General features: G+C 68.1%; 21 protein-coding genes. 15 read left to right on the plus strand and 6 right to left on the minus strand.

The features are described from left to right. Positions 1-185: 185 nt before the first annotated feature. The 4 genes from ACH413_RS01710 to ACH413_RS01725 form a co-directional block, all read right to left on the minus strand. Positions 186-683, minus strand: coding sequence for a hypothetical protein (locus ACH413_RS01710; RefSeq protein WP_360029695.1), 498 nt, complete (start codon positions 681-683; stop codon positions 186-188). Between the two features lie 33 nt (positions 684-716). Continuing rightward, positions 717-1,109, minus strand: a complete 393-nt coding sequence (locus tag ACH413_RS01715; RefSeq protein ID WP_360029696.1) for a hypothetical protein — start codon at positions 1,107-1,109, stop codon at positions 717-719. 57 nt (positions 1,110-1,166) lie between these two features. Then, on the minus strand, positions 1,167-1,784 hold the full coding sequence (locus ACH413_RS01720; protein WP_360029697.1) for a TetR/AcrR family transcriptional regulator: 618 nt from the start codon (positions 1,782-1,784) through the stop codon (positions 1,167-1,169). Positions 1,785-1,874: 90 nt separating this feature from the next. Next, positions 1,875-2,462: a D-alanyl-D-alanine carboxypeptidase family protein gene (locus ACH413_RS01725; protein WP_360029698.1), complete on the minus strand. Its 588-nt coding sequence runs from the start codon at positions 2,460-2,462 to the stop codon at positions 1,875-1,877. A gap of 244 nt (positions 2,463-2,706) precedes the next feature. Here ACH413_RS01725 and ACH413_RS01730 point away from each other — a divergent pair, with 244 nt between their 5' ends. From ACH413_RS01730 to ACH413_RS01745, 4 genes are all read left to right on the plus strand, one after another. Then, positions 2,707-3,108 carry an SSI family serine proteinase inhibitor gene (locus ACH413_RS01730; protein WP_360029699.1) on the plus strand — a complete coding sequence of 134 codons (402 nt, stop codon included), beginning with the start codon at positions 2,707-2,709 and terminating at the stop codon, positions 3,106-3,108. Positions 3,109-3,241: 133 nt separating this feature from the next. Further along, a complete protein-coding gene (locus ACH413_RS01735; protein ID WP_360029700.1) occupies positions 3,242-4,339 on the plus strand; it encodes an ionic transporter y4hA in 1,098 nt (365 codons plus the stop codon). A 64-nt stretch (positions 4,340-4,403) separates the two neighbouring features. Continuing rightward, positions 4,404-5,810: an FAD-binding oxidoreductase gene (locus tag ACH413_RS01740; RefSeq protein ID WP_360029701.1), complete on the plus strand. Its 1,407-nt coding sequence runs from the start codon at positions 4,404-4,406 to the stop codon at positions 5,808-5,810. Positions 5,811-5,896: 86 nt separating this feature from the next. Then, positions 5,897-7,027 (plus strand): lipase family protein, encoded by a 1,131-nt coding sequence (locus ACH413_RS01745; RefSeq protein ID WP_360029702.1) that lies wholly within the window; start codon positions 5,897-5,899, stop codon positions 7,025-7,027. Here ACH413_RS01745 and ACH413_RS01750 read toward each other — a convergent pair. Then, complete coding sequence (locus ACH413_RS01750; RefSeq protein ID WP_360029703.1) at positions 7,017-7,409, minus strand: hypothetical protein; 393 nt, start codon at positions 7,407-7,409, stop codon at positions 7,017-7,019. The two genes, ACH413_RS01745 and ACH413_RS01750, sit on opposite strands and share 11 nt — an antisense overlap. A gap of 56 nt (positions 7,410-7,465) precedes the next feature. Between ACH413_RS01750 and ACH413_RS01755 the strand changes: the two genes are divergently transcribed. Further along, on the plus strand, positions 7,466-8,023 hold the full coding sequence (locus ACH413_RS01755; RefSeq protein ID WP_360029704.1) for a TetR family transcriptional regulator C-terminal domain-containing protein: 558 nt from the start codon (positions 7,466-7,468) through the stop codon (positions 8,021-8,023). Here ACH413_RS01755 and ACH413_RS01760 read toward each other — a convergent pair. Continuing rightward, positions 7,980-8,438: a DUF3291 domain-containing protein gene (locus ACH413_RS01760; RefSeq protein ID WP_360029705.1), complete on the minus strand. Its 459-nt coding sequence runs from the start codon at positions 8,436-8,438 to the stop codon at positions 7,980-7,982. The two genes, ACH413_RS01755 and ACH413_RS01760, sit on opposite strands and share 44 nt — an antisense overlap. 25 nt (positions 8,439-8,463) lie before the next feature. Here ACH413_RS01760 and ACH413_RS01765 point away from each other — a divergent pair, with 25 nt between their 5' ends. The 10 genes from ACH413_RS01765 (at position 8,464) to ACH413_RS01810 (ending at position 20,129) form a co-directional block, all read left to right on the plus strand. Next, positions 8,464-9,393, plus strand: coding sequence for a D-2-hydroxyacid dehydrogenase family protein (locus ACH413_RS01765; protein WP_360029706.1), 930 nt, complete (start codon positions 8,464-8,466; stop codon positions 9,391-9,393). 34 nt (positions 9,394-9,427) lie between these two features. Further along, complete coding sequence (locus ACH413_RS01770; RefSeq protein ID WP_360029707.1) at positions 9,428-9,883, plus strand: SRPBCC family protein; 456 nt, start codon at positions 9,428-9,430, stop codon at positions 9,881-9,883. 232 nt (positions 9,884-10,115) lie between these two features. Further along, positions 10,116-11,204, plus strand: coding sequence for a mandelate racemase/muconate lactonizing enzyme family protein (locus tag ACH413_RS01775; RefSeq protein WP_360029708.1), 1,089 nt, complete (start codon positions 10,116-10,118; stop codon positions 11,202-11,204). A 32-nt stretch (positions 11,205-11,236) separates the two neighbouring features. Further along, positions 11,237-13,195 carry a fibronectin type III domain-containing protein gene (locus ACH413_RS01780; RefSeq protein WP_360029709.1) on the plus strand — a complete coding sequence of 653 codons (1,959 nt, stop codon included), beginning with the start codon at positions 11,237-11,239 and terminating at the stop codon, positions 13,193-13,195. Positions 13,196-13,221: 26 nt separating this feature from the next. Continuing rightward, positions 13,222-14,172, plus strand: a complete 951-nt coding sequence (locus tag ACH413_RS01785; protein WP_360029711.1) for a sugar ABC transporter permease — start codon at positions 13,222-13,224, stop codon at positions 14,170-14,172. A gap of 9 nt (positions 14,173-14,181) precedes the next feature. Then, complete coding sequence (locus ACH413_RS01790) at positions 14,182-15,063, plus strand: carbohydrate ABC transporter permease (RefSeq protein ID WP_360029712.1); 882 nt, start codon at positions 14,182-14,184, stop codon at positions 15,061-15,063. Continuing rightward, positions 15,060-17,219, plus strand: a complete 2,160-nt coding sequence (locus ACH413_RS01795) for a glycosyl hydrolase family 95 catalytic domain-containing protein (protein WP_360029713.1) — start codon at positions 15,060-15,062, stop codon at positions 17,217-17,219. The genes ACH413_RS01790 and ACH413_RS01795 overlap by 4 nt, the downstream gene beginning before the upstream one ends. Further along, positions 17,213-18,118 (plus strand): acetylxylan esterase, encoded by a 906-nt coding sequence (locus ACH413_RS01800; protein ID WP_360029714.1) that lies wholly within the window; start codon positions 17,213-17,215, stop codon positions 18,116-18,118. The genes ACH413_RS01795 and ACH413_RS01800 overlap by 7 nt, the downstream gene beginning before the upstream one ends. Beyond that, the gene (locus ACH413_RS01805) at positions 18,115-19,458 is read left to right on the plus strand and encodes a sugar ABC transporter substrate-binding protein (protein WP_360029715.1); all 1,344 of its coding nucleotides are present in this window, start codon (positions 18,115-18,117) and stop codon (positions 19,456-19,458) included. Before ACH413_RS01800 ends, ACH413_RS01805 begins: the two co-directional genes overlap by 4 nt. A gap of 20 nt (positions 19,459-19,478) precedes the next feature. Further along, positions 19,479-20,129 (plus strand): GntR family transcriptional regulator, encoded by a 651-nt coding sequence (locus ACH413_RS01810; protein ID WP_360029717.1) that lies wholly within the window; start codon positions 19,479-19,481, stop codon positions 20,127-20,129. The last annotated feature ends 62 nt before the right edge of the window (positions 20,130-20,191 follow it).

A 20,191-nucleotide genomic window follows, 5' to 3' on the forward strand; every position in this document is an offset into this window, starting at 1 on the left:
GGAGCGCTCTCACAGTTGATACCTGAAACCGGTTCCGCGCGAAACCGGTTTCGGGATTTCCGGTACAAACGAATCGTTTGAGTAACACGAACGCGACAAACCGGCTACTCAGCAGAGCAGCCGGTTCCAGTGTGTGGCCCAGGCGTCACACCACGCAGTTGCGCAGGACGCCGAAATTTCGGGTGCTAGCGGGCGGCCTTCGTGCCGGTGGGGGAGATGGCGAACCAGCGGTCGTCCACGCCGTGCCCGGTCGTGTCGCCGGCGCCCTCGTCGTCGACGTAGCGGTACACCGGCTTGCCGGCGATCGTGACCTGCTCCAGGCCGTCCGGGCGCTTCGTGGTGCCGAGCAGCGCCTGGTCGAGGCCCGGCGCCTCGATCTGGCCGCCCGCGGCCAGCAACGGCGGCCACACGAGCGTGCACTCGGGTTCGAGGCAGGCCGACTTCGACGGGCCGTCCTGGGTGCTGAAGTAGAGGGTGTTGTGCTCGCGGTCGGCGACGACTGCGCCGACCGCGGGCGACTCCTCGACCTGCAGTTTCGCGATGTCGCCCGGCAACACCTTGGTGGGCCCCGCCACCGGACCGGCAGCGGCCTCCAGTTCGGCCGGCGAGGCTGTCTCCTCTTCCGGTTGCGCGGAACAGGCCCCAAGGCACACCAACAGCGCGAGAACGGCGAATCGGCTCACATGGGTGGTTACGGACAGAGATGCCCCACCGGTTCAGCGCGGCTTGCGGGCAGTGCGCGTCTGGATGATGGTCGCCGCCCGCTGGAAGTCCTCGTAGGTGCCGTCCAGCCTGACCGTGGAGCCCTGAGCCTCTTCCCACGTCACGACCCGCGGTGCCGTCCAGCCGCTCGCCACGACGAACCCGCCGTCGAACAGGTACAGACCGGCGCCGCGGCGGCGTTGCAGCAAGAGCAGGGCGACCAGGACCGGCAGCGCGAGGATGAACAGGGGCGCCGCGGTGAGCGTCAGCAGGAGGAAGACGACCGCGGCCGCCGCGACCAGTCCCAGCACGGTGAAGAGCGTCACGCGCCGGCGGAACCGGTGGTCGCACGGCCCGAGGCCGCGGTCGGCCGCGAGTTGCGCCAGCGGTGCCGGAAGCTCGACCATGCGGGCACCGTACGAGCCTCGCGGCGAGCGTGCGGTCGCTTTCGTGCCGGAACACCCTCACGGGCGAGTGATGGCCGCCAGCATCAGCTCGCGGATCTCTGCGGCGATCTCGTCGACCGCGAGCGGCGGCTGGTGCGCCTGCCACTCCCGCAGCAGCCCCGTGATGGCCCCCACCAGCGCGATCGCGGTGAGCCGGTATGACCGCCGTGGTGCTACGCCCGTGGCCGCCGCACGCAGCGCCTCGGACTCGATGAACTCCGCCCACGTGTTCACCCAGCGCACGTGCTGCTGCTCGATCTCGGCGTTCACGCCCACGGCCTCGACGTAGTTGAGGCGCGGCGCACGGGGATCGGCCGTGACGCTGCGCACGAACACGTCCAGCAGCGTCGTGATCCGGACGGCCACGTCGGCGCTCTCCAGCTCGCTGAGCGCCGTGCGGACCTGGGCGAACGCCGTGGCGTTGATCAGGTCGTGCAGGTCGCGCAGCAGGTCCTCCTTCGAGGCGAACTCCTCGTAGAAGTTGCGCGTGGAGACGCCGGCCTCGGTGCACAGCTCGGAGATCCTGGTGGCCGCGAAGCCCGCGCTCGTGAAGAGCTGGAGGCCTGCCTGGAGCAGCTTCGCCCGGCGCTCCGCCTTGCGCTGCTCGGGTGAAATGCCGCCGTAGGCACGGGCCACCGGGGGTGCTCCAATCTGGTAACTGGGCTTGTCAGATTACGTCGGCGCAACCTTCCGCGCACCCCAGGCGTCTAGACCTTTGCGCGGGGGTCAGCTGCCCGTCGCGCTGGGGATCAGGGCGGGGCAACCCCCGGTGGGGTAGCCGGCGTTGTACTCGAAATGCCACTGCTCGTTTTCGTAACGACGGCACCAGCCGAGGCTGTTGCCGTTTTTCTCGACCCATTTCGCGGATTCGATCGGCTGAATGTCGACGGCGAATCCGATCACGTGCATCGAACGGTCCGGCGGGTTCAGCACGTACTTCGAGGCGAGTTCTGCGGTGCCGAACTTCTTCACCGCCTCGTCGAACTCGGCCTGCTGTTGCCCGCGGCTGCGCTTGCCGTCGTTCAGGCAGAGCTTCACGCCCTGCTCAGAGGCCTTGGCGCGCAGCGCCAGCCACGCCTTGAGCACCTCCGGACGCAGGCCTCGCGGGTCCTCGTCGAAGTAGCGGGCGTCGATCGAGCAGTTCGGCCCGTCCGGTGGTCCGGGCACTTCCTCGACAATCGCGAGCGGTTTTCCGGGATGGCGGTCGAACACGAGCGTCAATCTGCCCAGGTAACCCAGCGCGCCGCCGGCGGAAACCACGAGTGTGACGATCAGGAGCACGCCGAACACGACGCGTCTGGAGGTCTTGGACATGATTCGAATAATACGTCCGCGCGCAACCTCGTCTGTCAGCAACCCGTAACAGTCCGTCGGCAGCTGCGTCTCGGTGAACGTGGCGAGCGCCACATCCATTCGGCCCAATCACGCTTTCGGTGGAGCGTGGAAATGTGATCGGTGAACAGGTGCTGGCCCCTTTCGCGACGACGAAACATGATGGCAACATCTGCCTCGGCCGAGAACCGGCCCGTTTTAATGAGGTCTCAGGAGGACCGCTTTCATGTTCGGCCGCATTCTTGCGATCGTCGCTCTGTTCGCGTCACTTTTCGTCTTCACCGGCACCGCGCAGGCCGCACCGGCCGCCCCTGCCGCACATCGGGGTACCGCGCTGTTCCTGTCCGTCCAGTACTCGGAGTTCGACGACAGCGTCTTCAAGGCGACCGTCCTGACCTGCGAACGAGGTGACCAGCACCCGCGCAGGGCCCTCGCCTGCGCGACGCTGGCCTCGGCGGGCACCGACCTGGGAACCATGCAGGCGGACGACAGGGCGTGCACGTTCCACTACGCGCCTGTCGAGGTCTCCATGTTCGGTTTCTGGCGCGGTGAGCCCGTGAACGAGGTTCACACCTACCCGAACTCGTGCGTCATGCTGGCGCACACCGGTGCCCTCTTCGATTTCTAGGGATCGAACACGGCATCGAAATAAAAATGTGGAGCGGGGCGCGGCAGGGGCGCTCCGCTCCACATTTTGTTGCGTCCGGAATGAGGTCTGCGCCGAATGGCGGACGGCCCGCCCGGTATGCGAGGGTTGGATCATGGCCGCCGCCCCGCGCTTCCCACTGCTGCACTGGACGACCATCACCCCCGTGCTCGGCTTGCTCCTGCTCGCCGTGACCTGGGGCCGTGACCTCGGGGGCGTGCTGGTCGCGCTCGTCGCCCTGGTCCTCGCCGCGACCGTGCTCGCCGCCGTGCACCACGCCGAGGTCGTCGCGCTGAGGGTGGGGGAGCCGTACGGATCGCTGGTCCTCGCGGTCGCGGTGACGATCATCGAGGTGGCGCTGATCGTCACGCTGATGGTGTCCGGCGGGCCCGAGGCGTCGTCGCTGGCGCGCGACACGGTGTTCGCCGCGGTCATGATCACCACGAACGGCATCATCGGCATCTCGCTGCTGCTCGGGGCGATGAAGCACCACACGATCCTGTTCAACGCGGAGGGCAGCGGCGGCGCGCTCGCCACGGTGATGACGCTCGCCACCCTCACGCTGGTGCTGCCGACGTTCACCACGACCACGCCCGGACCTGAGTTCTCCGGCCCGCAGCTCGCGTTCGCCGCGTTCGCGTCCCTCGGCCTGTACGCGATGTTCGTCTTCACCCAGACCGTCCGGCACCGCGACTTCTTCCTGCCCGTCGACGAGGACGGCGTCATCGAGGCCGACGAACACGCCGAGGCGCCGTCCGGCAAGGCCGCGCTGCTCTCCCTCGGCTTCCTGCTCGTCGCGCTGATCGCCGTGGTCGGCCTCGCGAAGATCGAGTCGCCCGCGATCGAGGCGGGCGTGCGCGCCGCCGGGTTCCCGCAGTCGTTCGTCGGCGTCGTCATCGCCCTGCTGGTGCTGCTGCCCGAGACGATCGCCGCCGCCCGCGCCGCGTTGCGCGACCGGATCCAGACCAGCATCAACCTCGGCTACGGCTCGGCGATCGCGAGCATCGGCCTCACGATCCCGACCATCGCGCTCGCGACCATCTGGCTGGACGGGCCGTTGATGCTCGGCCTCGGGTCGACGCAGATGATCCTGCTGCTGCTCACGGTTCTGGTCAGCGTTCTCACCGTGGTGCCGGGTCGTGCGACGCGTCTGCAGGGTGGCGTGCACCTGGTGCTGCTGGCGGCGTTCCTGTTCCTGGCTGTGAACCCCTAGCCGGGATTTTGACCGGTCGCTTGATCCGTTGTGCCCCGGTTTGTCCGACTCCTACGTTCGTGGGATGTTGCGTCGCAGGGCACTTCTGCAATCGGCCGCTTTGGGAGCTGTGTCGGCGTTGGCCGGCAAGTCCACAATGGACGTCCAGCTGATCAGGCCCGGCGACGCCGCCTACAGAGACGCCAAGCTCGGTTACTTCACGCAGTACGACGCTCAACGTCCCAGCGCGATCGCCCGTGTCGTGTCACCGGCGGACGTTCAGCGCTGCATCGAGATCGCGCGCGCTGAGCGCACGCGGATCACCGCCCGCTGCGGCGGCCACAGCTATCCCGGCTACTCCACGGCGGACGGCGCTTTGGTGGTCGACGTGCGTGGCCTGAACCGGATCGACGTCCGCGCCGACGGGACGGTCGAGGTCGGCGCGGGCGTGTTGCTGATGGACCTGTACGTCGCGCTGGCGAACGCCGGCCGGATGATGCCGGCCGGCACGTGCGCGACCGTCGGCATCTCCGGGCTGACGCTGGGCGGCGGCATCGGCGTGACCGCCCGGCAGTTCGGCCTCACCAGCGACCGGCTGGTCAGCGCGCGGATCGTGACGCCCGACGGCGTGCACCGCACGGTCTCGGCCGCGGAACACTCCGACCTGTTCTGGGCGTTGCGCGGCGGAGGTGGCGGCAACTTCGGCGTCGTCACGTCGTTCGTGTTCCGCACCGAACCGGCGCGCAACCTCACGACGTTCACCCTCGGCTTCCCGTCGGCGGCGTTGGCCTCGCTGCTCAGCGTCTGGCCGGACTGGCAGGGCAAAGCGCCGGACGCACTCACCTCGACGGTGGGGGTGGGCAGTGGCTCGACCCCGTACGTCGAGGTCGGCGGCTGTTTCGTCGGCACGCCGGTGAACCTGAAGCCGTTGCTGGACGACCTGGTCCGTCGCGTCGGCTCGCAGCCGACCTCCCGTCGTGAGCAGGAGCAGAGCTTCCTCGCCGCGATGGAACGGTTCGCGTGGTGCAAGGTCAACGACGGTTCGTGCCGCCCGAGTTGGAATGGTGGCGGCGGCTCGCAGTCGCGCGGGAGTTACGTCGCGACGTCGCGGATGCTGACGAAGCCGATCGCCGACCCGCAGAAGCTCGCCGACATCTTCAAGAACACCCCGAACTCGTACAACATGATCGACGCCCTGGGCGGCGCGGTCGGCCGTGGCCCGGCTTCCGCCTTCCCGCACCGGAATGCTCTGGCGAGCATCCAGGTCGAGCTGACCTTGGCCGCAGGGGAGGCGAACGCGCGGCGTGCCATGGGTGTGGCGCGCGATGAGCTCGGCAAGATGTTCGGCGCCGGCGGGTACGTCAACTACCTCGATCCGCAGATGCCGGACTGGGCGAACGCGTACTACGGCTCATCGTTGACCCGGCTTCGCGAGGTGGCGCGGAAGTACGACCCCGACCGCGTTTTCTCGTTCGCTCAGGGCCTCGTGTGAATCCATGAAGCCGAACGGACTATTGTCCTGTTGCGGCGTTCGGCCCTACATTGCGGTAACGCCGGTTACCACAAAGGGGTCCAACGATGCAGCTCCGTGCCGTGCTCGCCGCCGTCCTTCTCTTATTCACGCTGGTCACGCCTGCTTCCGCGGCCGCACCGGGGGAGCTGGTCAGCAGCCGGGAGGTGGCGTGGCACCCGGAGCCGTTGAGACTCCTGCCCGCGCCGGTCAAGGCCTACGACATCCGGTACCGCTCGACGTCCGCGACGGGCGAGGGCACCGTCGTGTCCGGCATGGTGCTCGTGTCGCCGCTGCCGTGGAACAACGGCCCGCGGCCGATCGTGGCGTACGCGATGGGCACGCAGGGCATGGGCGACCAGTGCGCGCCGTCGAGGCAGTTGCAGAACGGCACCGAGGTCGAGATCGCGTTCCTCGCGCAGGCGATGTTCAACGGCTGGGCCGTCGCGGTGACCGACTACGAAGGCCTTGGCACGCCAGGGGATCACACCTACGCGGTGTCGCGTTCGGAGGGACGGGCGCTGCTCGACGTGGCCCGTGCCGCGAGTGGCGTCCCCGGACTGTCCGCGGACGCGCCGGTCGGCGTTTTCGGGTACTCGCAGGGTGGTCAGGCCGCGTCGGCCGCCGCCGAGCAGTGGAAGTCTTATGCGCCTTCGCTGAACGTCGTGGGTGTCGCTGCCGGCGGAGTGCCGGCCGACCTCAACGCGGTCGCGAAGTTCAACGACGGCAACGCCGGTTCGGGACTGGTGTTCGCGGCGGCCGCGGGATACGCCGCGGCCTACCCCGAACTGCCGTTGACGTCGTTGCTCAACGCGCGCGGCAAGCAGGTCATCGACAGGATCCGCGAGTCGTGCGTCGCCGAGATCGCTTTGGTGGCACCGTTCACGCGCCTCAACTCGCTGACGACGACGCCGGACGTCATCCAGAACCCGTTGTGGCAGAAGCGGTTGAAGGAGAACGCGCTCGGCTCGGTCAAGCCGGCCGCGCCCGTGTACCTCTACCACGGCACGCTGGACGAGCTGATCCCGTTCGCCGTCGGGCAGAAGCTGCGCTCGCAGTGGTGCTCGCTGGGCGCCGACGTGCAGTGGACGCCGCTGCCGTTGCTCGGGCACGTCACCGCCGTCAGCGCGTGGGGTTCGAACGCACTGCTGTGGCTGGGTGACCGTTTCGCCGGGAAGTCCACGCGTCCTAACTGCTGATCACCGCGGCGGCGAAGGCCGGGAACCAGGCCAGTGGCGAGAGCCAGGCGTGCGCCAGCGGGAGCGGCCTCTTCAGCAGGGACATCGTCGCCCGGAAGTAGACGATGCCCCGCGCGTCGGGGTTGCTCCTGCGCCAGCCCTTCACCATCAGGGTGTCCCCGAGGGTGAGGTGCAGCGTCAGCACGGCGAACCCGGCCCACGCCAGCAGTGCCGAACCCGTTGCCACGAAGGCGATCCAGATGCCGAGCCCGATCAACGAGGTGGCGAGGTGGTAGTGGGCGAGGGCCGGTATCCGTCTTCGTGCTCGGAGCAGGCGCAGCAGCAGTGCGAAGCCGATCGCGGTGTTGGCGATCCAGGCGATCAGGGCGATGGTCGCGGTCATGGATCGACGGTACTACGTTCGTAGTGTCCGGTCACTACGTTTATAGTGTCGTGGTGATGCCGAACCGGGACCGCGCTCTCGCCGCCGCCGTCGAGCTCCTGGGCACCGAAGGCCTGCGAGGCCTCACCCACGCCCGCGTGGACGACCGCGCCGACCTGCCGAAGGGCTCCACGTCCAACTACTTCCGCAGCCGTGCCGCGCTGCTCGACGGCGTCGTGGACTGGATGGTGCGCAAGGAGGTTCCGCAGATCGAGGCGACGCTCACGCCGGCGTCACCCGAGGAACTGGTCGACGAGTTGTGCCGGCTCTACGAGTTCATGACGGGCCCGAACGCCGTCACGGTCACCGCCCGCATGGTGCTGTGGGTGGAGGCCGCGACCAATCCCCAGGTGCGGCAGGCGTTGCTGCGAGGCCGGGCCACGATGGCGTCGATGCTGGTGCCGGCCCTCGCCGGTCTCGGCGCGCGCGACCCGCTGGCGGCCTCGGACACGCTCGGGGCGTGTGTGCAGGGCCTGTTCCTGCAGCAGTTCGCGCGGGGCGAGGCGATCGATCCCCGGCCACTGGTCGAGATCATCGTCCGGGGTGCGCTGGCGGGAACCGCTTCCGGAACGTGAAGCCCTCCGGCGTCGGCCCGTTCTGCTTCACCAGGGCGAGCTTCGCGAGGCCTTCTTCTGTCGTGGGCCGATGACCGGCGGGAATCCACCACATCACGTCGAGCGCGCTCTCCGGTTCGAACCACTGCTTGCTGCGCTTGAGCGCTTCGAGGTGCACGCCGCTGAACGCGTACGCCCACAAAGCTTCGACCGACTCCCACACGCTGAGGTTGTAGGCCTCCAGCATCGGATCGCGTCCCAACCGGCTCAGGTCGTCCATCATCCGCTCGGAAGTCGGCCGCCACACGAACCCGGGAGCCTGCTGCGCCAGGTCGTTGATCGCCTGGACCCGGCTCACGAACCCGCGCATCCTCCAGTGGTCGAATGCCCACCGCCCGGTCGAGATGTTGGCCTGTGCCAGGTGGAAGGCTCCCATCCGCCTACTCTGACATGATCAGCCCATGCGGTGTGTGGTGCTCGACGACTACCAGGGCGTGGCGCTGGCGAACGCGGACTGGTCCGGCCTCGACGTGACGGTACTGCGCGACCACCTGCCCGACCCGGCCGCCGAGCTGGCCGAGGCCGAGTGCGTGGTGATCATGCGTGAGCGGACCCCGTTCGACGCGGCCCTGTTCGCCCGGCTGCCTCGCCTGAAGCTGTTGATCACCAGCGGCATGCGCAACGCGTCGATCGACCTGGAGGCCGCTCGTTCGCGCGGTGTGACGGTCTGCGGCACCGGCAGCGCCAAGACCCCGCCGACCGAGCTGACCTGGGCGTTGATCCTCGGCCTCGCCCGCAACCTGGTCGTCGAGAACGCGGCCTTCCACGCCGGCGGCCCGTGGCAGAGCACCGTCGGCGCCGACCTGTCCGGGCGCACCTTGGGCCTGCTCGGCTTCGGTCACCTGGGCAAGGCCGTCGCGCGCGTCGGAAAGGCGTTCGGCATGGACGTCGTGGCGTGGAGCCCCAACCTGACTTCTGATCGCGTCGAGCCCGAGGGCGTCCGGCTCGCTGGTGGCCTGAACGACCTGTTGGCGCAGAGCGACTTCGCGTCCATCCACCTGGTGCTGAGCGACCGCACCCGCGGGCTGGTCGACGCGGACGCGCTGGCGTGTCTGAAGCCGTCGGCGTTCCTGATCAACACCTCCCGCGCGCCGATCGTCGACGCCGGGGCGTTGCTGGACGCGTTGCGGGAGAAGCGGATCGCCGGCGCGGGCCTCGACGTGTTCGAGGTCGAGCCGCTGCCGCTGACCGACGAACTGCGGGGGCTGCCGAACGTCCTCGCGACGCCGCACGTCGGGTACGTCACCGAGGGGAACTACCGCACCTACTTCACCGAGGCCGTGGAGGACATCCACGCCTTCCTCGCGGGTGAACCGATCCGGACGCTCTAGCGGCCGGTTACCTACCGGTAGTAAGTTCAGCGGCATGACGCCGGACGCCTCCGCGCACATCGATGTCGCCGCCTCGCCGCAGCGAGTGTTCGACCTGGTCAGCGACCTTCGCGGGCTCAGCGGGTGCGCCGAGGAGTACGCGGGCGGCAAGTGGCTGAACGCGGCCGGGCCTCGGGTCGGCGCGCGGTTCCGCGGCCTCAACAAGCGCGGCTGGCGAAGGTGGCCGACGACCTCGACGGTGACCGACTGCTCGCCGACCCGGTTCGCGTTCGAGGTGAAGTCGCTCGGCATGGCCGTGTCGCGCTGGCAGTACGACATCGAGGCGACGCCGGAAGGCTGCCGGGTCACCGAGTCCACGTGGGATCGCCGGCCCGGCTGGTACGTGCCGATCACGCAGCTCGCGACCGGGGTGAAGGACCGCGCTGTGACGAACCAGCGCAACATCGAGGCGACGCTGGAGCGGCTGAAGCGCGCTGTCGAGTTGGTCTGACAACCAGACAGAATCACTCACTTTTAAACACGCCGACACATCCCTGGTGACCGGTGTGGTGCGGCTGTGAGCTGCAAACATCGGAGGACCGGAACTAGATCCGGCTGCCCGAACCCGTTGAAAACGCTCTCACCTGCGTGAGACCGTGACCAAACGACGGTTGACATGCTCGTAACGCCAGCGTTCAATCCCCGTCAAATATCCTATAGGATCAGAGATCCGAGGAGTTGGCGTGGCAAAGGTCCGACGAGCCGAGGCGTTCCAGGTCGACGTTCCGGTGGAGACTCTGCGCACCGACGCGGTCCAGCAGTTCATCAAGCAGGAGACCGTCTTCGTCGAGGTCGAGACCGACGACGGGCTCACCGGGCTCGGGTACGCCTACACGATCGGCACGGGCGGCAGCTCGGTCCTCGCACTCCTGAAGGACCACCTGCTGCCTCGGCTCGAAGGCGTCGACGCTCGCCGGATCGAGCACGTCTGGCACGACCTGTTCGCTTACACGCGGTCCACCACGGTCGGGGCGATCACCTCGCTGGCGCTGGCCGCCGTGGACACCGCGCTGTGGGACCTGCGGTGCCTGCGAGCCCAAGAACCGTTGTGGCGCATGGCAGGCGGGTTCCGCCAGGAGGTGCCGCTGTACGACACCGAGGGCGGCTGGCTGCACCTGAGCACTGAGGAACTCGTCGCGGGCGCCAAGGAGACGGCCGCGCAGGGCTGGCAGGGCATCAAGATGAAGGTCGGCAAGCCGGACCTGACCGAGGACGTCGAACGTCTCGAGGCCGTGCGGGCGGCGGTCGGCGAGCGGTTCGCGATCATGGTCGACGCAAACCAGTCGATGACCGGCGCCGAGGCGATCCGCAGAGCCGACGCGTTCCGGAACGTCAACCTGACCTGGCTCGAAGAACCGTTGCCGGCGGACGACGTGAGCGGCCACGAACGCCTGGCGAAGGCCACCAGCATCCCGATCGCGGTGGGGGAGTCGCTGTACTCCGTGGCGCAGTTCCGCGAGTACCTCGAACGCGGTGCCGCCTCGATCATCCAGGTGGACGCGGCACGGATCGGTGGCATCACGCCGTTCCTCAAGGTCGCGCACCTCGCGGAGGCGTTCAACGCCGACGTCTGCCCGCACTTCCTGATGGAGCTGCACGTCAGCCTCGCGGCCGCGTTGCCCAACGGGAAGTTCGTCGAGCACATCCCGCAGCTGCGCGGGATCACGAAGAGCGAGATGACCGTCCGCAACGGACACGCGCTCGCCCCTGACACGCCAGGTCTCGGAATCGACTGGGACCGCGACGCGATGGATGACCTTCGAGTCGCCTGAAGTCACCGCCGGAAAATCACAAAGGAGTGGTCTTGAGAGCGTTAGGTGTCGTTGCCGGCCTGCTCGCGTCGTTGGTCGCGGTCCCCGCAGCCCAGGCCCAAGCACCCCAGGTCCAACAGCAGACCGCGGCCAAAGCCGAGAAGCCGTACATGGGCTGGAGCAGCTGGACGTTGCAGGCGACCAACTACCCCGGCGTGAACCCGGACGGTCCCGCCAGCTGGCTCAACGAGAAGAACGTGCTGGCCCAGGCAGATGTGCTGGCGGCCAAGTTCAAGAAGGCCGGCTACGACCACGTGAACGTCGACGCGGGCTGGCTCGGCTCGTTCGACGAGTACGGGCGGCCGGTGGTGGACGCGAAGAAGTTCCCGCGCGGCTTCAAGTGGCTCGGCGACTACATCCACGGCAAGGGCATGAAGTTCGGCTCCTACCTCGCGGTCGGCCTGGACCTGAAGGCCTACAACGACGGCAAGACGCCGATCTACAACGCGCCCGGCTGCACCACCAAGGACATCGTCTACCCGGACCTGCGCAAGACCAACGGGTGGGACATGGCCTACAAGATGGACTTCGCGAACCCGTGCTCGCAGAAGTACATCGACTCGATCGCACAGGTGCTCGCGGGCTGGGGCGTCGACTTCCTGAAGCTCGACGGCGTCGGTCCCGGCAGCTTCCGCGGCGGTGAGCGCTATGACAACACGACCGACGTGAAGGCGTGGAACTCAGCCCTCAAGAGCACCGGCCGCCCGATCGAGTTCCTCATCTCGTGGGCGCTGAGCCACCGCCACGCCGACGTGTGGAAGGCCAACACCAACGGCTGGCGCGTCGACACCGACGTCGAGTGTTACTGCGACACCCTCGTCACCTGGAACCAGTCGGTGAAGCAGCGGTGGAGCGACGTCGTGCAGTGGATCGACGACGCCGGCCCCGGCCACTGGAACAACCTCGACAGCCTCGCCGTCGGCAACGGCCAGATGGACGGCCTCACCGAGGCCGAGCGGCAGAGCTACATGACGCTGTGGTCGATCTCGTCGTCGCCGCTCTACATCGGCGACGACCTCACGAAGATCGACGACTACGGCTACAAGCTGCTGACCAACAACGAGGTCATCGCGATCAACCAGGCCGGCGTCCCGGCCAGGCCCGTGGACCAGTCGTCCGACCAGCAGATCTGGTACGCCCGCAACCGCGACGGCAGCTACACCGTGGCGCTGTTCAACCTCGGCTCCAGGCCCGCGCAGGTGACGGCCGACCTCGGTCAGCTCGGCATCCAGGGCAACGCGAAGGTCCGCGACGTGTGGGCCAGGAAGGACGTCGGCCAGAAGTCCGGTTCCATCACGGAAGACCTGCCGGTGCACGGCTCGAAGCTGTTCACGATCACCCCGCGCGGCTCGGTCGCGCCCGGTGTCGTGCAGGGCACCGCAGCCACCCCGAACAGCGTGTCGCTGAAGTGGTACGGAAAGTCCGGCGTCCGTTACGACGTCTACGCGGGCAACAAGAAGATCGCCACGACCACGGACACCAAGGCGACCGTCACCGGTCTCACCCCGGCGACGGCCTACGAGTTCACCGTCGTGCAGAACGGCGCCCGTTCCGAGGCCGTGAACTTCGTGACGCCGCAGGAAAGCGTGACGTACGAGGCGGAGAAGGGCAGCCCCGGTGGCGGCGCGACCGTCTACGGCTGCGCGTGCTCGGGTGGCAGCAAGGTCGGCTACATCGGCGGCAGCGGCAACATCACCATGCCGACGGTCGTCGCCCCGCGCGAGGGCACGTACCTCGTCGAACTGGCCTACATCTCCGCTGACGCCAGCAGGACCGGCATCGTCACGGTGAACGGCACCAGCTTCAAGCTGCCCGTCGCCGGCTCGAACGACGACGACTGGAACACGCCGCAGAAGGTCACCGTGCCCGTCTACCTGTTGAAGGGCAACAACACCATCCGGATCGGCAACCCGGACGACTCCGTGTTCGACGTCGACAGCATCCGCATCTGAGACCAGGAGGTGCCGTGGTGACAACCGTGCAGGACACAAGCGCCCAGGTCGTGCGTGGCCTTGCCACCACGGCGCCTCCGCCCACACGCAGGCGCAAAGGCCCCGCTTCCCGCCGCAACGACACGTGGGTCGCGTGGCTGCTCGTCGCGCCGGCGCTGCTCGGGTTCGGCGTGTTCTTCGCCTACCCGATGCTGCGCGGCGTCTACCTGAGCTTCACCGAGTTCCACATCCTCAGCCCACCGGTGTGGACAGGGCTCGAGAACATCCAGGAACTCGTCAACGACAACAGGTTCTGGCACTCGCTCGGTGTCACGGCGTACTTCGTCGTGCTGTCGGTGGTGCTGGGCGTCGGCGTCTCGCTGATCACCGCCGTCGTGTTGCACCGCCTGGGGGTCAACACGACGGTCCGCGGGTTGATGATCCTGCCGTTCCTCATCTCCGGCGTCGTCACGGCGCTGGTGTGGACGTGGATGCTCGACCCGCAGCTCGGCATCGTGAACCAGCTGATCACCTGGGTCACCGGCGAGCCGGTCATGTTCTTCGGGTCGGACACCTGGGCGGTGCCGACGCTGGCCGCGCTCAACGTCTGGAAGACCATGGGCTACAACGCCGTTCTCATCTTCGCGGGTCTGCAGACGATCCCCGCGACGATCTACGAGGCCGGCCGGATCGACGGCGCGTCGGAGTGGCAGATGTTCCGCTCGCTGACGTTGCCGCTGCTGCGGCCGATCCTGGTGATGGTCGTGATCCTCAACGTGATCGGCTCGACCCAGGTCTTCGACATCGTCCAGGTCAGCACCAAGGGCGGTCCGGCGGACGCGTCGCTGGTGCTGCAGATGTACATCTACGACAAGGCTTTCGGCCAGTTCGACTTCGGCTATGCCGCGACCATGTCGCTCGCCCTGTTCCTCATGCTCGTCGCGGTGACCTTCACGCAGATGCGGATGGCCCGTGCCGGCGAGTCCGACACCAACTGAGGAGGCCCGGTGAACCTCTCGATGAAGCTCGGCAGGGGCGTCGCCTGGGGCTACCTGGTCGTCGTCCTGCTGGTCACGATCTTCCCCTTCTACTGGATCGTGCGGACCGCGCTGTCCAACAACTTCGCGATGTCGACGGACCCGTCGTCGTTGCTGCCGGTGGACTTCACCTGGGGCCCGTTCAAACGCGCTCTCGGGCTGGCCTCCCCCGCCGAAGCGGCCGCGGAAGGTGGTTCGGGGGCCAGCATCGACCTGGCGCTCGCGTTGTGGAACTCCATTGTGTACGCGGGACTGCTGACGCTCTTCACGGTCGTGTTCTCGGCACTGGCCGCGTACGCGTTCGCCCGGCTGCACTGGAAGGGCCGGGATCTCGTCTTCGGCGTCCTGCTGACGGCGCTGATGGTGCCGTCGGTGTTCACGCTGCTGCCGAACTTCGTGCTGATGAAGGATCTGGGGCTGCTCAACAGCTTCGGCGGCATGATCCTGCCCGGCGCGTTCTTCTCCGCGTTCAACATCTTCTTCCTGCGGCAGTTCATGCTCGGGCTCTCGAACGAGGTCGAGGAGGCCGCGATCATCGACGGCGCCGGGCCGTTGCGCGTGTGCTTCCGGATAGTGCTGCCGATGAGCGTCGCGCCGATGGCGACCCTGACGCTGCTGACGTTCATCACCACCTGGAACGACTACTTCTGGCCGTTGCTCGTCACCAACGACGAGTCGGTCCGTCCGCTCACCCTCGCGCTCGCGGTGTTCAAGCAGTCCTCACCGCAGGCGTCGCTGGACTGGGCAGGCCTGATGGCGGCGACGCTGGTCGCGGCGCTGCCGATGTTGCTGCTGTTCGTGGTCTTCGGGCGGCGGCTGGTCAACTCCATCGGCTTCACGGGGATCAAGTGAGACTGCACTGGCCGTCGGCTGCGACGGAATGGACCGAGGCGTTGCCCGTGGGCAACGGCCGCCTCGGGGCGATGGTGTTCGGCGGGGCCGGGCGGTCCCGCGTGCAGGTCAACGACGCGACCGTGTGGTCGGGCACCGCCGACGGGCCTTCTCTCGCCCTGGCGGACGTACTGGCTTCCGGAGCCGGTCCGGAACGGCTCGCGCAGGTGCGTGAGGCGATCTTCGGCGGCGATCTGGAACGGGCCACCGAGCTGTTGATGTCGTTCGAAGGTCCGTACAGCCAGACGTTCCTGCCGTACGTGGACCTGTGGATCACGCTGCCCGAAGGCGAGTCGCACGGCCGCACGCTGGATCTGAGCACGGGCGTGGTCACCGAGCGGCTGACCATCGGCGGCTCGGACGTCGTCCGGCGTGTGTGGACGTCGGAAACCGCGCTGTGCGTGGAGATCATCGGAGCGGTGCCCAGCGACGTCGAGATCTCGACGCCGTTGCGCGAGGTGTCGCGAGACGGGCTCAACCTCGTCGTCGATATCCCCGTCGACTCAGCACCCCGGCACGAACCGCAGGTCGAGGCTCCCGTCTACGGGGCGGGGGAACAGGGCACGGTGACGGTCAAGGTGAGCGAGGGCGAGCGCTGGCTGCTCACGCTCACCAGCTCCACGACGACCGAGTCGCGGTGGACCGGCCGGCGCCACGGCAACCACATGACGCTGATGGACGCGTGCGAGGTGCGGTTCGGCGACCTGCCCGAGGTCGTCGACGTGCCGGAGCTGTTGTCCGGCAAGGACGAACAGCTCGTCGCGTCCGTGCTGTTCGCGTACGGCCGGTATCTGCTGGTCTCGTCGTCACGGCCGGGCGCGCCGCCCGCGAACCTCCAGGGCATCTGGAACGCCGACCTGCGCCCTGCCTGGTCCTCGAACTACACGATCAACATCAACACCCAGATGAACTACTGGGCCGCCGAGGTCACCGGGCTCGCCGAGTGCCACGACCCGTTGCTGGAACTGCTGGAGAAGCTCGCGGTGACCGGCGGCGAGGTGGCGCGCGACCTGTACGGGGCGCGCGGCTGGGTCGCGCACCACAACACCGACGCGTGGGGCTGGGCGCTGCCGGTCGGCATGGGCCACGGCGCGGTGTCGTGGGCGATCTGGCAGATGGGCGGCGCGTGGCTGGTCCAGCACGCCTGGGACCACTACGACTTCGCCCGCACCTGGTCCACTTTGGAGCGTGCGTGGCCGCTGCTGCGCGGCTGTGCAGAGTTCCTCCTCGACTGGCTGGTCGAAGGACCCGACGGCCACCTCGACACGTGCCCGTCGACGTCGCCGGAGAACTGGTTCCTCGTCGACGGAAAGCCGCAGGCGCTGACCTGGTCCGTGACGATGGACGTGGTGCTGGTCCGCGCCGTCTTCGAACGGACTTTGGCGCTCGCGCTGGCGTCTGGCCGCGCCGATCCGCTGGTCGCGGAGATCTCGGCGGCGCTGCCCCGGCTTCGGCCGGTGCCGGTGCTGGACGACGGCCGGCTGGGGGAGTGGGCCCACGACCTGCCCGAGGAGGACCCGACGCATCGGCACATGTCGCACATGGTGTCGGTCTACCCGCTCGGCCAGATCGTCGCCGGCACGCAGTTGGGCGACGCCGCCGTCGAGGTGCTGGACCAGCGCGGCAACGGCGCGATGGGCTGGTCCTGGGCCTGGAAGATGGCGCTGCGAGCCCGGCTGGGCGACGGCGAGACCGTGCGCTCGCTGCTGTCCGAGGCCTCGCAGCCCTTCACCGGCGACCGGCACCGCGACGCACCGGTCGACGGCTCCGAGTGGGGCGGCCTGCTGCCGAACCTGTTCAGCACGCACCCGCCGTTCCAGATCGACGGCAACTACGGCTTCACCGCGGGACTCGCGGAAGTCGTGGTGCAGAGCCACACCGGCGTGATCGATGTCCTGCCCGCGCTGCCCTCCGGGTGGTCTCGCGGCTCGGCTCGCGGACTTCGGTGCCGTGGCGGGCTTTCCGTCGACGTCACCTGGCAGGACGGCGAAGTGCTGGTGCGGGTGCGGCGAGTGTCCGGTGACGCGTCGGAATTCGTGCCGGTGAGCATCGGTGGCGAGGTCACCGAGGTCGTCGTGAGCGACGTCGTCGAAGTGCGCGGGAGGATTTCGTGCTGACCGATCTCGGATTGGACGAGTTGTGGGAGTACCGCAGCTCCTATGTGCGGCCGGACGACTTCGACTCGTTCTGGGACTCGACGCTGGCCGAGGCCCGGTCGATCGATCTGGACGTTCAGGCCGTGCGCGTGGACACGCCGCTCAAGACGCTCGACGTCTACGACGTGTCGTTCTCCGGGTTCGGTGGCGACCGGATCCACGCGTGGCTGCGCACGCCGAAGGGGCAGTCCGGGCTTCCCGCTGTGGTGCAGTACCACGGCTACGGCGGCAACCGGGGCAGTGCGGTCGAGAACCTGACCTGGGCCAGCGCCGGGTTCGCGCACCTGCAGGTCGAGGTGCGGGACCAGCGCGGCGGTGGAGGGTTCCTGACCCGCGGCATCGCCGACCGCTCGACCTACTTCTACCGACGAGTCTTCACGGACGCGGTGCGCGCGGTCGATGCCGTGCGCGCGTTGGGTTCCGCGGACGTCGCCGTGATCGGCAACAGCCAAGGCGGCGGAATCGCACTGGCCGTCGCCGGTCTCGTGCCCGACCTGGCCGCCGTCCACACGCAGGCGCCGTTCCTCTGCGACTTCCGCAGGGCGCTGAACGTCTGCGGCCGCCCGCCCTACACCGAGCTCACCCACTACCTCGCCGACAACCGGCGTTCCGACGTCTTCCCCGCACTGTCCTATTTCGACGGTGTGGGGTTCGCCGCCAGGGCCACCGCCCCCGCGTGGTTCTCGGTCGGCCTGATGGACGACATCGTCCCGCCGTCCACCGTGTTCGGCGCCTACCACGCCTACGCCGGACCCAGGGAGATAGCTGTCTGGGAGCACAGCGCCCACGAGGCGGGCGGCTCCGACGACCTCGACATCGCACTCGACGCCTTCCGAACCCGTCTCTTGGAGAAGCCATGAAAATCGCCGCCGCTGCCCTGGTAGCAGCAACAGCCCTGGTGGTCGCGGGGTGCGGGAGTTCCGACACGGGCTCCGGCAACTCCGTGAACTGGTGGACCTGGGACGACAAGCAGGCAGTCGCCTACGGCGAGTGCGAGAAGGCGTTCGAGGCCGCCAACCCCGGTACCGACGTGAAGATCACCCGCTACAACGTGGACGACTACTTCACCAAGCTCACCGCGGGCTTCGTGGCGGGCACCGCGCCGGACGCGTTCCAGAACTCGGTGCAGTTCCTGCAGGCCTACGCCTCGCAGCACCAGCTGATGCCGCTGGACGACCTGATCGCGAAGTCCTCCGTGGACCTGAAGAAGTTCTCGGTCGGCGTCGACACGTGGAAGTTCACCGACGGCAAGCAGTACGGGCTGCCGCTCGACTGGGCCGCCTCCGGCCTCTACTACAACGCCGACATGCTGGCCAAGGCCGGCGTGGCGGAGGCCGACGTGCAGAAGCTGTCCTGGAACCCGGACGACGGCGGCACGTTCGACAAGGTCGTCGCCCGGCTGACGATCGACAAGAACGGCAAGCACGGCGACGAGGCGGGCTTCGACAAGACGCAGATCGCCACCTACGGCATCGGCGCGATGGCGGGCCGCAGCTTCATCGGCGAGACCAGCTGGGCGCCGTTCGTCAACACCCTCGGCTGGCGGCTGGGCGACAAGGACCAGTGGCCCACCAAGTTCAACTACACCGACCCGCGCTTCACCAAGACGATGAAGTGGGTCCTGTCGCTGACCGAGCGCGGCTTCTCGCCGAAGCTCGGCACGTTCACCACCGGCAGCCAGTCCACGATCTCCGACGTCGACCTGATCGGCTCCGGCAAGGTCGCGATGACCATGGGCGGCTCGTGGTCGGCGCCGTCGTTCGGCAAGATCCCCGGCGTGAAGGTCGGCATCGCGCCGACCGTGCTGGGGCCGGACGGCAAGCGTTCGGTGCTGTCCAACTCGAACGGCAACAACGTCTGGGCCGGCACCAAGAACCCCGACCTGACCTGGAAGTGGGTCAGCTACATGGGCAGCGAGGAGTGTCAGACCAAGGCGGGCGCCACCGGCACGTTCTTCCCGTCGATCCCCGCCGCCATGGACAACACCGTGACCTCCATGAAGACGCAGGGCGTCGACCTCACCGTCTTCAACCAGTACGTGAAGGACGGCGTCCTCTACCCGTCCAGCGCGTACGCCAACGGCTCGGCGGTCCAGTCCGCCGAACAGCCCCTCTTCGAGGCGTACTTCGCAGGCCAGCGCTCCGACGACGTGTTCGCCGAGATGGAACGCGTCTCGCAGGAGATACTGGCCAAGAACTGACGGGAGTCTCAGGAGTGGTGTTGCGGATACCGACCAGGCGCGTGCTCGCGGATGACGTCTACGAGCAGATCCGTGCCCTGATCATGAGCGACGGCATCGCGCCCGGCGCCCGCGTGAACATAGACGAACTCGCGCGTCAGCTCGACGTGTCCCCAACGCCCGTCCGGGAAGCCCTGGCACGCCTCGAATCCGAAGAACTGGTCAGCAGGCTCCCGTTGCGCGGCTACAGCGTGACGGACCTGCTGAACCGCAAGCAGGTCGACGACCTGTACGCCCTGCGTCTGCTGCTGGAGCCGCCGTCCGCGGCTCTGGCGGCGGGCCGCATGACGGCCGAGTTCGACGACCTCATCGAGGAGGAGCTGGCGACCTGTCCGTCGGCTCCCGCCGATGACGCCTACGACGACTACAAGAACCTCACGGCGCACGACCAGCGGTTGCACGAGCTGATCCTGCGGATCGCGGGCAACGAGGCCGTCCTGCAGTCGTTCGCCAAGACGCACTGCCACCTGCACCTGTTCCGGCTGAACTTCCAGCAGCCGTTCGGGGTGCAGACGATCACCGAGCACCGGGCGATCGTGGACGCGCTGGTCGCCCGGGACGAGACCGGGGCCAGCGCGGCGATGACCGCGCACCTGGAGGTCGCACGGGCCCGGCTGCTCGACCGGATGTAGGCAGTCACCTACGCGATCTACGTAACGCCTACCGACGCGAACGACCCCGCTCCGGGGCGAGT

The organism is Lentzea sp. NPDC020367 (assembly GCF_044387305.1).
Lineage (GTDB): Bacteria > Actinomycetota > Actinomycetes > Mycobacteriales > Pseudonocardiaceae > Lentzea.

Excerpts from the sequence above, each read along its gene's own strand:
- ACH413_RS01725 (WP_360029698.1), bottom strand. The coding sequence starts at position 2,462 with ATGTCCAAGACCTCCAGACGCGTCGTGTTCGGCGTGCTCCTGATCGTC.
- ACH413_RS01745 (WP_360029702.1), top strand. The coding sequence starts at position 5,897 with ATGCAGCTCCGTGCCGTGCTCGCCGCCGTCCTTCTCTTATTCACGCTG.
- ACH413_RS01735 (WP_360029700.1), top strand. The coding sequence starts at position 3,242 with ATGGCCGCCGCCCCGCGCTTCCCACTGCTGCACTGGACGACCATCACC.
- ACH413_RS01765 (WP_360029706.1), top strand. The coding sequence starts at position 8,464 with ATGCGGTGTGTGGTGCTCGACGACTACCAGGGCGTGGCGCTGGCGAAC.
- ACH413_RS01755 (WP_360029704.1), top strand. The coding sequence starts at position 7,466 with ATGCCGAACCGGGACCGCGCTCTCGCCGCCGCCGTCGAGCTCCTGGGC.
- ACH413_RS01730 (WP_360029699.1), top strand. The coding sequence starts at position 2,707 with ATGTTCGGCCGCATTCTTGCGATCGTCGCTCTGTTCGCGTCACTTTTC.
- ACH413_RS01770 (WP_360029707.1), top strand. The coding sequence starts at position 9,428 with ATGACGCCGGACGCCTCCGCGCACATCGATGTCGCCGCCTCGCCGCAG.
- ACH413_RS01760 (WP_360029705.1), bottom strand. The coding sequence starts at position 8,438 with ATGGGAGCCTTCCACCTGGCACAGGCCAACATCTCGACCGGGCGGTGG.
- ACH413_RS01750 (WP_360029703.1), bottom strand. The coding sequence starts at position 7,409 with ATGACCGCGACCATCGCCCTGATCGCCTGGATCGCCAACACCGCGATC.
- ACH413_RS01805 (WP_360029715.1), top strand. The coding sequence starts at position 18,115 with ATGAAAATCGCCGCCGCTGCCCTGGTAGCAGCAACAGCCCTGGTGGTC.
- ACH413_RS01715 (WP_360029696.1), bottom strand. The coding sequence starts at position 1,109 with ATGGTCGAGCTTCCGGCACCGCTGGCGCAACTCGCGGCCGACCGCGGC.
- ACH413_RS01740 (WP_360029701.1), top strand. The coding sequence starts at position 4,404 with ATGTTGCGTCGCAGGGCACTTCTGCAATCGGCCGCTTTGGGAGCTGTG.